The organism is Methanocella paludicola SANAE (assembly GCF_000011005.1).
Classification (GTDB): Archaea; Halobacteriota; Methanocellia; order Methanocellales; family Methanocellaceae; genus Methanocella; species Methanocella paludicola.
This window is the reverse complement of record NC_013665.1, coordinates 1308891-1321545: the sequence shown is the minus strand read 5'-3', so window position 1 is coordinate 1321545 and position 12655 is coordinate 1308891. Positions and strand designations below refer to the sequence as shown.

13 protein-coding genes are annotated in these 12655 nt (G+C 55.0%); 3 read left to right on the top strand and 10 right to left on the bottom strand.

What is annotated here, in order from left to right; genetic code table 11:
* Position 1: 1 nt before the first annotated feature.
* The 3 genes from MCP_RS06700 to MCP_RS06690 all read right to left on the bottom strand — a co-directional run bounded on the left by MCP_RS06700 (position 2) and on the right by MCP_RS06690 (position 2245).
* A complete protein-coding gene (locus MCP_RS06700; RefSeq protein ID WP_012900076.1) occupies positions 2–958 on the bottom strand; it encodes a hydantoinase/oxoprolinase family protein in 957 nt (318 codons plus the stop codon).
* Positions 955–1821: an ATP-grasp domain-containing protein gene (locus MCP_RS06695; protein WP_012900075.1), complete on the bottom strand. Its 867-nt coding sequence runs from the start codon at positions 1819–1821 to the stop codon at positions 955–957. Before MCP_RS06695 ends, MCP_RS06700 begins: the two co-directional genes overlap by 4 nt.
* Before the next feature lie 73 nt (positions 1822–1894).
* Entirely contained in the window at positions 1895–2245 is a 351-nt protein-coding gene (locus MCP_RS06690; RefSeq protein WP_012900074.1) for a hypothetical protein, read from the bottom strand.
* 153 nt (positions 2246–2398) lie between these two features.
* On the opposite strand from MCP_RS06690, the gene MCP_RS06685 reads away from it, so the two are divergent.
* From MCP_RS06685 to MCP_RS06675, 3 genes are all read left to right on the top strand, one after another.
* Positions 2399–3880, top strand: a complete 1482-nt coding sequence (locus tag MCP_RS06685) for an MFS transporter (protein WP_012900073.1) — start codon at positions 2399–2401, stop codon at positions 3878–3880.
* A gap of 516 nt (positions 3881–4396) precedes the next feature.
* Entirely contained in the window at positions 4397–5200 is an 804-nt protein-coding gene (surE, locus tag MCP_RS06680; protein WP_012900072.1) for a 5'/3'-nucleotidase SurE, read from the top strand.
* Positions 5201–5832: 632 nt separating this feature from the next.
* Positions 5833–7146, top strand: coding sequence for a hemolysin family protein (locus tag MCP_RS06675; protein WP_012900071.1), 1314 nt, complete (start codon positions 5833–5835; stop codon positions 7144–7146).
* 94 nt (positions 7147–7240) lie between these two features.
* Here the strand turns inward: MCP_RS06675 and MCP_RS06670 are convergent, their stop codons facing one another.
* The 7 genes from MCP_RS06670 to MCP_RS06640 all read right to left on the bottom strand — a co-directional run bounded on the left by MCP_RS06670 (position 7241) and on the right by MCP_RS06640 (position 12515).
* A complete protein-coding gene (locus tag MCP_RS06670) occupies positions 7241–7408 on the bottom strand; it encodes a CxxC-x17-CxxC domain-containing protein (protein ID WP_012900070.1) in 168 nt (55 codons plus the stop codon).
* Positions 7409–7486: 78 nt separating this feature from the next.
* The gene (gene truA, locus MCP_RS06665; protein ID WP_128860169.1) at positions 7487–8290 is read right to left on the bottom strand and encodes a tRNA pseudouridine(38-40) synthase TruA; all 804 of its coding nucleotides are present in this window, start codon (positions 8288–8290) and stop codon (positions 7487–7489) included.
* 4 nt (positions 8291–8294) lie between these two features.
* Positions 8295–8738: a phosphate-starvation-inducible PsiE family protein gene (locus MCP_RS06660; protein ID WP_012900068.1), complete on the bottom strand. Its 444-nt coding sequence runs from the start codon at positions 8736–8738 to the stop codon at positions 8295–8297.
* A 36-nt stretch (positions 8739–8774) separates the two neighbouring features.
* Positions 8775–9194: a phosphate-starvation-inducible PsiE family protein gene (locus MCP_RS06655; protein ID WP_128567268.1), complete on the bottom strand. Its 420-nt coding sequence runs from the start codon at positions 9192–9194 to the stop codon at positions 8775–8777.
* A 68-nt stretch (positions 9195–9262) separates the two neighbouring features.
* Positions 9263–10951 carry a potassium channel family protein gene (locus MCP_RS06650; RefSeq protein WP_012900066.1) on the bottom strand — a complete coding sequence of 563 codons (1689 nt, stop codon included), beginning with the start codon at positions 10949–10951 and terminating at the stop codon, positions 9263–9265.
* Between the two features lie 55 nt (positions 10952–11006).
* Entirely contained in the window at positions 11007–11543 is a 537-nt protein-coding gene (locus MCP_RS06645; RefSeq protein WP_012900065.1) for a pyridoxamine 5'-phosphate oxidase family protein, read from the bottom strand.
* 144 nt (positions 11544–11687) lie between these two features.
* Complete coding sequence (locus tag MCP_RS06640; protein WP_012900064.1) at positions 11688–12515, bottom strand: F420-dependent methylenetetrahydromethanopterin dehydrogenase; 828 nt, start codon at positions 12513–12515, stop codon at positions 11688–11690.
* Positions 12516–12655: the final 140 nt, after the last annotated feature.

Genomic DNA, 12655 nt, shown 5'->3' with positions numbered 1-12655 from the left:
CCTATGGACTCCTTTCGAGCAGCTTTGCCACGGCATATGCAGGGAATATGCGGGATACCCCTTTTTCTATTACGGTGTAAGGAAGGCCCATCTCATCGAGGGCGTTCATCGCGATGAAATCGCCCAGGCCGCATACTGCGGCGCGCCGGATGCCGTGGCACCCGGATACTTCCCCGATGCCCTCTTTCAGGTCGTCGATCTGTTCTCGGTACGCCTGCTTTGCGACCTCCGATACTTCTTCGGGCGCCAGCTCCTCCAGGTCGCAGCACACGACGCGGGCGAGCCGTAGCGCCGATGCTTCCTGCGTCTTCGGTGCGCCGTCCGGCGTATCGCACGCATAGTCGCCTTCAGTGATGGTGCCCAGTAAAAGGTTCACGTCCGCCGTTATTGCGAAAAGCTCCGACGCGGTCCGCACGGCCACGCCTCGCAATGTTACTTTCCGCAGTATGGCCGCCACATTCGTCCGCAGGGCGCCCGCATAGATCAGCTCGCCCCGGGATAGGCGCTGGAAGTCCGTCAGGCCCGCACGGGGAACGCCGTCCACTATGGGAATGATGTCGGTCGTCGTGCTGCCGATGTCGATGAAAAGAATATTTTTGTGGATGCCCCCGACATATCGTGCGGATGCCGACCAGTTGGCCGCCGACAGGAGGCGGTGATCGCCGGCGTCGGCATGGAAATTACCATCGCTGCCATAGAAGACGGCTTCCGGAAAGACCTTCTTCACTTCGGCGGCGATATGCCCGATGCCTTCCTTTTTTGAGGCATAGCAGTCGGCCAGCTCGCCCGTGATGGTGACACCGGCGGCGTCGATCTGCCCGGCCTTTTGCTTAATTTCCAGGAGCGTGCCGGCAATATCGCAGCCCTTCCAGAGGGGAAGATACTTGGAATAGGTGAAGAGCCCATCGGCGGACGCCGCCTTCGTGTTAGCTCCCCCGATGTCGATGCCCAGGATCATGATGTTCTCCCCAGGTCGGATTTGGTGAACGAGTAATGCCCCTTGATGCCCACGCTGTCGGGCAGCGTGCCGAAGCGGGCTTTGAGTATGAGGTCGGCGATGTTAGCATCCAGCACCTTATCGAGGGCGAGGACGGCGGTCGTCGGCCGCGGGTTGACGTCGACCACATAGGGCTTATCACCATAGACGATGTCGATGCCGAAGAGGCCTCTGCAGCCGAGCATCTGCCCCGCCTTCGCGGCCACGGCCAGTATCTCTTTTTTCGCCGGATGCTCGTAGGGCACTTCATTGCCGTCATACTCGATGAATGCCATGCCGCCGCTTTCGACGACCCTGATGTGCTGCTTATTGAGCGTGAGCGGCAGCATGGTTTGTCCTCCGATGAGCGAGACGCTGAGGTGCTCTCCCTCGATGTACTCGGTAGAGATCAAGCCCTCTCGATCGACGGGGCCCGGCGATATGAAAATGCCTTCGGCATCGCAGCCGTAGCGAGGCTTTACGACGCATTTTACGCCTTTTTCGTGAACCAGCCGTGGGACCGGTATTCCGTTATATAAAAGTGTCTCCGTGGTCTCCTGCTTGTCAGCGCATAGCCGGACAACGCGGGAAGAGCAGCCCAGGTTAATACAGTTCTTTTCCAGCCCCGCCGTATACTTATCGAGCATGGCATCGGGCGCAATAACAAGGAAACAATCACACTTATGCGATAAGTCTAAAAGATCCGCCTCGAAGTCCCGGGGCACGAGCACTGTGCAGCCGGCGGCCCCGAACGAGCGCCTTAGAGTATCAAGCATGGCACGGCCTTCGTTTGCCAGCGTCGGCAGGCCGGCGCAAACCGAATACTCGGCCAGTAGTATCTTCATGACGCTCTTGAATAAGTGGCCGTAGATATAATATTGTTTCGGTTTTAGAAAAAGAATAAAGAGGGAATGGGCGTTAGAACGACCCATTCAGGACGGTCATTTTCTTGCCGTCAACCGTCGACGAGATCGAGATATTTATTTTGCCGGCCAGTGCCGGGTCGGTGATCTTGATCTCCTTGCCGGCGGGCACTGAGGTGCCGCTGGCGACGACGTCCGGCGAGCCGATGGCCGGACTGTCCACGTGCAGGCCCGTCACGCTCCCGGCGCCGTTCATGTCGATAAGCATGATCATCAGCGTAGTATTATTTGATTTCATGGCCGTGAATAGCGGCGTCCCATTCTTGCTTTCCTGCAGGTTCGTAACGCAGCCGCTCATAACTAATACGATAGCTAAAATAGCCAGTAATAATAATTTATACTTCATCCAGAACCTCCTACTGTATGTCAATTAAGCCTCTACAATATTAGCTTACTACTAATACTAAATATTTGCCATACCATGGCCCTGACATCAGGCTCGATTACCCTTATATAAGAGGGCATCATCTAATCTTTAATTCTCACCGGTGATATGCAAATGGCGGAAAAACAGGCCGCAGCAGTCCAGGAATTACCCGAGTATAAGAACAGGTACATCATACTGGCCATCGTCCTCTCAGGCGTCTTCATGGGTGTGCTGGACACCAACGTGGTCAACGTCGCGCTGCCGACCATCACGCAGGCGTTCGGCGTCGAGCTATCGCAGTCCCAGTGGGTGGTGACGGCGTATCTCGTCGTTAACACGGCGCTACTGCTCATCTTCGGCCGGCTGTCCGAATACACGGGCAAAGTGCGGCTGTTCTTTGCCGGCATCGGCATCTTCACCATAAGTTCCCTGGCCTGCGGCCTGTCGACTGACCTGAACCAGCTTATCCTGTTCAGGATCGTCCAGGGCCTGGGGGCGTCTATCGTCTTCTCGATCAATACTGCCATTCTCGTGCAGGCGTTCCCCCGGAAGGAGCGGGGCCGTACGCTGGGGATGATCGGCACCATCGTGGCCATCGGCAGCATCGCCGGGCCCATCCTCGGAGGCTTCATCACGGGCACCGTGGGCTGGCAGTACATATTTTTCATCAACGTGCCCGTAGGCATCGTGCTCCTGGCCGCCGCCTCGAAATACCTGAAGCTGACGGAGAAGAGCTGCCGCATCACTGGAATGGACTGGACGGGAGCGGTGGCGCTGATGCTGACCATGGTCTCGCTCATGCTCATGCTGGGCGACCTTGCGGACAGCGTCGAGCCCGACACGGCGATGCTCATATACGCCGGCATATTTTTAGTATCGCTCGCATGGTTCGTCTCCACCGAGCTGGGCCATAGGAACCCCATCATTGATCTGCGCCTTTTCAAGGTCCGGAAATTCACCTTCGCGAGCCTGAGCACGCTCATCAATTTTACGGCATTCTCGATGTTCATACTCTGCATACCCTTCCTGCTCCAGTATGTGTGGGGCTATTCGCCTCAGCAGGTCGGCACGATGCTCCTTGCCGTGCCCCTGCTTACCGGGATCGTCGCGCCCCTGAGCGGCTACACGTACGATAAGCTACAGTCTACATATCATAGCTCGTTCGGCATGCTGGTCATGGCCCTCGCTCTGTTCCTCCTGGGCTACGTGGTGAACTTATCCAGCCCCGTATTGTTGCTGATATGCCTGGGCTTATTCGGCTTAGGCACCGGCCTGTTCACCAGCCCCAATAATACGGAGATCATGTCCGCGCTGCCTCCGCAGAAGAGCAGTACTGCCTCAAGCGTGCTGGCCACCGTGAGGAACTTCGGGAACTCCATCGGCGTGTCCCTGGCGAGCATACTGTTGTACATTCTCCTTGAGGCGGCCGGGTTCACCGGGGTGGTTTCGGCGAGCCTGCAGGGAAAGGAAGCGCTCGCGAGCTCCATTAGCGTCGTGATGTATATGGCCGCTGCATTATGCGTCGTCGGCGTCATTACTTCGCTCATCGTCGGCTGGAGCAAGAACCAGGAAGTGAATGTGCCTGCGGCGTGCGATGTGCCCGCTAAGCAATGACTTTTTGTAGGACTCCGATTACAACATATGTAAAACGAAGGGCCATTTATAACCCCGCTTTTAAGTCACTAAGCTGACGGAGGCACTATTCTCACCACAATGGCACGGAGTTCACAAAGGCTCACTAAGACTTTTTTTAAATGTGAGGGACAGAGGCCACAAAGCCCGGTTCATTGGCGATAGGGCACAAAGGATACAATGGCACAATGAAATGAACATGCGAACACTTTTTGCCATCGTGTCATTGTCCCCTTCGTGCCCTAATAACCCAAAAAGCCATCTCTGCGGCCTTAGTGACTTACATTTAAAAAAGTCTTTGTGAAACTCAGCGTGCTCCGTGCCATTGTGGTGAAAATAGTGCCTCTGTACGCTCAGTGCCTTAAAAAACAGGGCAGTACAATGTAAGACGATAAACAGGTAAGCGCAACTAATATAATCACTCAACTAATGCATGCAAAGATTTCCAGTGGGCGCGGATAAAAGATTATATTGCTTCGGGCTACTATATTGTGCTGGATGACGCACCGCATTCTCATCACGAACGACGACGGCATCAGCTCGTCAGGCCTGCTGGCCGCCTATGAGTCCGTAAAGGGCCTGGGTGAAGTCACCATCGTGGCCCCGGCGACCCAGCAGAGCGCGGTCGGGCGTTCCATGACACTTTTTAACCCATTGAGGCTGACAAGGCTAAAGATCAACGGCACGACCGCATACACTGTGAGTGGCACGCCCACGGACGCGGTCATTATCGGCATGTTCGTGGCCATGAAGAAAAAGCCCGACCTCGCCATTTCTGGCTTCAACATCGGCGAGAACCTGAGCACCGAGGCCGCGACGACTTCGGGCACCATCGGCGCCGCCCTCGAGGCGGCAGGGCAGGGAGTCCCGGCAATTGCGGTATCAATGCGTGTTGAGGACGAGGGCGACAAGTTCGTCGATACGAACTTTAAAAGGGACTACAGCGCAGCCATCAACGTCGTCGGTAAGCTTGCGCAGTGCGTGCTTGAGGGGAAACTACCGGCAGGGGTGGACGTGTTGAACGTCAACGTGCCGGCGCATGCCGGGCCGAAAACGCCCGTAGTCGTTACGAAACTCGCACGAAAGATGTACGACACCAGGGTACACCGCCGGAAAGACCCAAGAGGACGCTCGTATTACTGGATAGACGGGACGATCGTCGAGGACGCGGCAGAGGGAACTGACCTGCATACCATCATGAAGAAAGGCATGATATCCGTTACGCCCCTGACCATGGACATGACCTCTCCGTCAAACACGAAAGGCCTGGAAAAAATGCTGGCAAAGGCCTTTAAGCCATGATTCTCAAAGGCCCGGGAGCAAGGCATATCTCACATTATAGTTAAACATTAAAATATGGTTCTTGTGCGTTTTTGGGATGATATATTGCTTTGGCGGATGCCTTCGCTCGTTTTTATGTTATGCCGTCGTTGAGTGGTCCAACCACAGGGGCACGGAGAGCGCTGAGTTTCACGGAGTTTTCTTATAAATGGAGGCCCAGAGGCCACGGAGTACGGGTTTATAACATTCCCGGGGCACGGAGTTGAAAGAGGCACTGCCGAGGATAAACCGCATTATTGTTTATTGGTCAACCGAGCCTCAATAAACTCTGTGTCCCAGGCTAACTAATAAACCGGCCTCTGAGCTCTCTGAGTCTCCCTTTATAAGAAAACTCTGTGTAACTCCCGTGCGCTCCGTGCCCCTGTGGTTGGACCACTCAACGACGGCATAACTAGAAAAGAATAAAAAAAACATTCATCCCAAAACCGCGGAAGAATCAAAAATATAAAAATTTTCAAAGCGATTGCCTGCCAGGCTAACAGCCAGACCCCGGGAACTACTTTAAACTTATATTACAAAAGATTTATAAGATATGTATCAACGTATGAGTATAGTTCATCGCACGAGTGAATTCCCTCAAGGTAGTACAGTCAATGTCTAACATTTGGATCGAGATCCTGATCATCTTATTATTGATCTTGTTTAACGGGCTCTTCGCAATGGCCGAGATCGCCATTATCTCCGGCCGCAAGGCACGGCTTCAGCAGTATGCCGAAGAGGGCGACGCGAGCGCGAAGTCGGCGCTCGAGCTGGCCAACTCGCCCGGCGACTTCCTGTCGACGATACAGGTGGGCATAACGCTAGTGGGTATACTTGCGGGGGCATTCGGCGGCGCGACTATCGCCAAAGAGATAACCCCCTATATAGCGAGTTACCCCGCTCTTGCCCCTTATAGCGACGTCATCAGCATCCTCATCGTCGTCTTACCTATCACTTATCTGACGATCGTAATAGGCGAGCTCGTCCCCAAGCGGATAGGCCTGAATTATGCGGAGCGTATTGCCCGGCTCATCGCGTCCCCGATGCGGCTTCTATCGAAGCTTGCCATGCCCGTCGTGCGCCTGCTGAGCCTGTCGACGGACCTGATCCTCTGGGCATTAAGCGTAAAACCATCGACCGAGCCGCCCGTGACCGAGGAGGAGATCAAGGTCCTCATCGACCAGGGCGCCAAGGCCGGCGTCTTCGAGGAAGCCGAGAGCGACATGGTCGACAGCATCTTTCGCCTGAGCGACAGGCGGGTCAGCTCCATGATGGTGCCGAGGACCGACCTGACCGTGCTCTACCTGGACGATACGGTCAACGATATCGTTAAAAAGATCGCGGAAAGCGGCCACTCGAGCTACCCGGTCTGCGACAGCGAGCTCGATAACGTGCTCGGCATCGTTTACGTGAAGGACCTGCTGGCCCGGTACCTGGAGCAGAATAAGCTCGACCTGAAGGCGACAATGAAGGAGCCGCTGTTCATGCCGGAGAGCATGCCGGCGCTGAAGGCGCTGGAGCTTTTTAAGAAGTCCGGCAAGCATATGGCCGTGATCATCGATGAGTATGGCGGCCTTCAGGGCCTGGTGACCATCCACGATATCATGGAGTCTGTGGTCGGCGACGTACCGACAATTGACAGTCCCCGGGCCACGCAGAGGGACGATGGCTCCTGGCTGGTGGACGGGATGATGCCGGTAGACGAGTTTAAAAATATCCTGGACATCAAGAGCCTGCCCGACGAGGATACTGGCACATTCCAGACGCTGGGCGGCTTCGTGATGGCCCACCTGCATCGCATACCGGCCGCCGGGAACAAGTTCACCATGGAAGGCTACACGTATGAAGTGGTCGACATGGACGGGATGCGGGTCGATAAAGTTTTGGTGACGCCGCCTAAAGCTGAAGAGCTGAATGAAAAGGATTAAAAGCGCTAAAATAAAATATGATATACAAAGAGTTACCCCTTTGTATTATTTGAAAAATCACGTTTTGTGAACTTTTAAAACTTAGTAAAAAGTTTTAGAACCTGGGCTTCCTGTGCTTGGGAAGGCAGTCCTGGCAATATACCGGGCGGCCCTCGGTGGGCTGGAAGGGTACTTCACATTCTTTCTTGCAGTCGGCGCAAACGGCCTTGTGCATCTCTCTTGGGCCGGAGTTTCTCCGGTCATTGAATCCACTGTAACTCATTTTAAATACTCATGCAGAAATTGGTCTGCGACGTCGATAACGGGTACATGTTATAAATAGTTATGCAATTTCCATCCGCTACTTCATCGCATCCTTAAATTCCCCGTATACTTCAGCCATCGTATACTGCCACTCAAAGGAATGCAGCATGCGCTGATATGCCCGACCCTTTGAATATTCTTCTTCGAGAAATTCGACTCCCGGATACTCGACCTTCATGAGATAGAGCCCGGCAGCGAGGGCGGGAGGGATGCCTTCCCGGTACTCGTCCGGCTTCAGCATCTGCTCGATCCACTGCGCCGGCCGTTTGTTAGAGCCCACGAGCCTGAGGCCGGTCACGATCTTGCGCACCATGTTCCACAAGAATGAGTCGGCCTCGATGTCGATAACGTACATATCGCCTCGCTTCGTGACCGAGATGCTCTTAACCGTACGCACAGGGTTCTTGTTGGGCTCGACGCTGGAAAAGTTCGTAAAGTCGTGCGTGCCGGGGAAGAGCTGCGAGTAGGTGACGATGCGGCGCTCGATAACATCAGGGGCATAGAGTAGGTACCGGTAAGTGCGGCTGACGGCGTGGCGTCGAGGGTCGAAATCATCGGGCACTACCGCTTTAGCGTATACCCACATATCAGCAGGCAGGACAGAGTTTATGATCCGGGGCTCCGTTAGCTTATCGTTCTTGGGCACGAAAGCTATGACCTGGCCCAGCGCATGGACGCCAGCGTCGGTGCGGCCCGAAAATTCGACTTTAGTCTTCTCACCGATAATGCCCTTTTCGACGAGGCCCTTGCGAAGCTCACCCTCCACAGTACGGCGGCCAGGCTGCGACTGGGAGCCCGAAAAATCCGTGCCGACATACGCCAGCTTGAAGGCGACTTTCAGAGGCTCACTCCCGCTCGAACTTGACCTTTTTCTCACCCACCAGATATATGGCGACCGTGATGATGAGGATCAGAAGCGCCGTGATGGCCATCTCTTCCCAGGTGATGTTCGGCTCCACGCCGAAGACCAGCACGCGCCGGATCATGGCCGTCAGGCCCGCCGCCAGGATAAGCTTCAGCTCGAGCTGATGGCTTTTGAAATACACGACCACGGTCTGGATCAGCTCGGCGATGATAAGCGTCACGAGCAGGTCGTTGAGCGCGAGCACGAGCGTCTCCAGGCTGAACGGCTCGAATAAGAAGCGGGCCAGGTCCTTGCCGACGATGAAGAGCGTCATGATGGCCATTATGACCAGGAATATGGAGACTAAGAGATATACGGCCGATTCGACCTTATCGAGGAAGCCGGCGATAAAGCTGTCGTAGCCCGTTGGGGCGGAAGTTGCCATGTAATGACAATAAGGCCCGGATAAATATTAAAGGTTTTATGCCTGGGCTTTTTTATCCCCGACCAGCCAGATGCCGAGGATGATGACGAGGATGAGCAGCGCCGTGACTGCCATCTGCTCCCAGGTGATGGTCTTCTCGACACCGAAGACCAGCACGCGCCGGATCATGGCCGTCAGACCCACGCTCAGTATGAGCCGCAGGTCAAGCGTGCGGACCTTGATATACACGATCACGGTCTGGATCAGGGCGGCGATGATGAGCGTGACAAGAAGGCTGTTCAACGCCATGTCTATGATATCCAGGCTCGCGCCCGATACGAACTGCGACAGGTCGAGCGCCACGATGAAGAACGTCATGAGAGCCATGATGCCGAGGAAAAGCGCGACCAGGAGGTAAATACCCGTCTCCACCATATCGAGCAGGCTGACGACGCCGCTGTTCTTATCCATTGCCATATCGATGCTCACCCGGTTATTTGAAAGCTTAAAAGACCCCGATATATAAAAGGTTTATTCATACGCCCTTATTCAACGACCCTCGTGATGCCATAAGCTGCCATGCAGGCCTCTAGCTGTTTTAAGGTGCCGACAGCCAGTATGATCGAGTCGGGACGTAATACGAAAGATAGCCCCGGGTTAGGCGTAAATTTGCCGTCATCGATGACGCCCACGATAGAGCAGCCCGTCCGCGTCCTCATGGCCGTATCCTGTATCGCCTTGCCTTCAACGGCCGAGCCCTTCACGTTGAACTTATACAGGAGGACGTTCTCCGAGAGCATGATGGCATCCTCGAGGACGCCTTTTTCAACGACCGTCGCCAGCGTCCTTCCGCCGGTGGTCGAAAGCGAGGTCACGATATCGGCGCCCGCACGATATATCTTACCGACGTTACGGTCCATATTGGCCCTGGAGATAATGCTTACGTGAGGGTTCAGTCCCCTGGCCAGCAGGGAGGTCAGCATATTCTTGTTATCGTCGTTCAGCGTCACGACGAGCGTGGACGCTTGCTCGATGCCCGCCTTTTTAAGCGTCTCCTGGTCCGTGGAGTCGCCGATGACCTGGTCCTTGCCCTCGTATGGCTTGAGGTCGATGATGGTATAGGAGATGCCCTTCTTATCGAACTGGCGGGCGACCTCCTTGCCAACGTCCCCGAAGCCGGCGATGATGCGCTTACTGCCACACGGCATGCCTTCTATGTGCCCCAGAGAGCTCATATTGTGGAGCTGGCGGTCATTGCCGACGGCCATGAGCACCGTGGACTCGTCTACTTCCATGTCATCCGGCGGGTCGACGATGAACCGGCCATCCTTAAAAGCCCCGACAATGGTGGCGCCCGTTTTATCGCGTATCCCCAGGTCCTTCAGCTTCTTACCGATCATGGGATTATCCGGGTATACGGGAAGCTTGCATATTTTCATGTCCTCGCCGAGGTCGACGACGTTCGTTACTTCAAAATTAATGGACGAGATGGCCGTCATACCCATATTGATGCCCAGTATCTGCTTGGGGGATATCACGATGTCGGCGCCTGCCAGCTTTAAGAACGCTGCCAGCTCTAGCCGCTCCACGAGCGCGATGATCTTACAATCCGAGAGCTGTGAAGCGGTCAGCACTACTGCGGCGTCCTTCTGCTCGCCCTCGTTGGCGATGAGCATGGACGCGGTCTCGACGTGCGCTGCCTTAAGAACGGCCTCGTCCGTCGTATCCCCCCGCAAAGCATAGTAGCCCCGTAGCTGTAAGGCACGGACACTTTCCGCTGACTCGTCGACGACCACGAACTGCCGCCCCGTATCGGCAAGCTCACGTATAAGCGAGTCCACGAGGGCGTTGTAGCCGCAGACCACTACGTGCCCTTTCAGGCGCTCCGGCGGCTTACCTTTGGGCGACTTGAACCATTTGTCGATGGCCGGCGTGACCACGATCGGAAGAATGACAGCGAAGAATATCGCGATGCCCGAGAGGATGACGAGCATCGTGAATATTTTCCCCAGCGTGGTTATGGGGTAGATGTCCCCGAAGCCGGTCGTCGTCATGGTGACCACGACCCAGTAGATGGCGGTCAGTATATCATTGTCATGGGCGTTGAACTCCCCGGGCATCAGCATGAAAATACACGTATATAACAGAATGAGCGCCAGTATGCCTGCAGGATATGCGAGGTATGGCGACTGCAGGATGCTGCGTATCTTGACGTCCGATATTCGCTGGGGCATAGAGTATACTGGAATATGACCGGGATAATAAAAAAGGATTTGCTTATTTTAAGATCTAACTGCCCGGCGACTTGAGGGCGACGTACTCTTCGACGTCCAGGCGCATGAGCATCGAATCGCCCGACGCGAACAGGCTCTCGTCGAGCTTATCGTAGCCATGCCTCGCCGCGACCTTCTTCGCCCCGGTCCGTGGCCGGATGGCTTTTACAAGGGCAGCCGATGCGCGCTTCTTCTCCGACGCATCCGTCACCGGCGACAGCCTGCCCATGAACGTGGCGTTCTGGTATTCTGTCACGCTCTTATTATATGAGTCCAGCTCAACGCTTACATGGGGGTCCTTCCGTATCAGGTCCATCTTTCGCCCGTAGTCGGCGAAATGGAAGTACATTTTTCCCCCTGTATAGACGTAGTCCAGGCAAATAAGGTACGGACATACGCGGTCGTTGAGCGCCATACGACAGACCTGGCAGCTTTTTAATAGCGCGTCCGTTTCTTTCTTCGTCATCGCGGGCAGCTTAATTACCCCGTCATCACCGGCTTTCTTTCTTGGGTTATTTTTACTGGTCTTACTGGCCATGATCATGCTCCTCATGTGCTTAATAATATAATAATTAGTAAGTAAATATTTATCGTTAAGCTATTAATCGAGCGATCAAAACGTAAACACGGGATTACTGAAAACACTAATTAAAAATAAAAAGAGAGTGCGTGAGGATCACTCACGCATGGATCAACTTTACTCAGGCTTGGAGACCAGCGTGGTCTTGGACAGGACCTTGCCGTCTGCTGCGTGGGGGGTCCTCTTGATCGAGTTACCGCCCTTCTCGAGCTCCCTGGCCTGGTCGCACAGCAGTGCGGCGGTCCGGAGCAGCTCGTGAGCGCTGGCGACGGTGATGATGTACTGTTCCATTTCCTTCTGCATGAAGCAGCCGAGCAGGTCGAGGTCGCCGACTTTCTCGGCGGCGGCGAACGCGGCGAACGCCTTTGCCTGGGCGTACGGGTTCGTGTAGCCGGCCATCGGGACTGCCTTGGCGGCGTCAATGACGATCTGCGGTACGGTTACGGGCTGGCCGGCGTTGATCATGTCGATGCACTTGTCGAGCTCGGTCTGGATGAGCCTGACTACGCCGGTCTCGGCGAGCACCTTGGTCATGTCGGCGTTGAACAGCACCATTTCGGTGGGGTCCAGGAACTGCCTGCGGGCGCCGATCATCGAGTCGCACTTGACGATGAAGTAGCCCAGGCCCTTCGCCTTGAGGTCGTCCTTGACCTTCATCATGGGGACGTCCGAGATAGCGATGGTCGGTACGCCGGCGGCCTTGATGGCTTCCCTGGCCTTGGTCGGGCCGGGTAATGCGCCGTTCGGGCTGATGACGATGCATAACTGGGGCTTGAACTCCAGGATCTTTGCGACTGCCTCGTCCGCCTCGGCCTCGCCCAGCTTTGCGCCGGTGCCAACGGTCCTGACGTATATGTCTCTGTCTGCCCTCTCATCGAGAATGAGGTCTATGTACCTTGAGGTTCCAAGGTTTCCTAACTTAACGATTCCAACTCTTGCGGTCATAAATATACCTTCTATGAGTTTATTTGAGCCATTATGGCACAAATAACTGTTCGGCCTCCTCCCATCGTTTTTTCTAATAGGCCGTTTTAATTAACGAAACTAATAAACGTTTTAATGGTAAATAGCTTTTTCGAGACTGC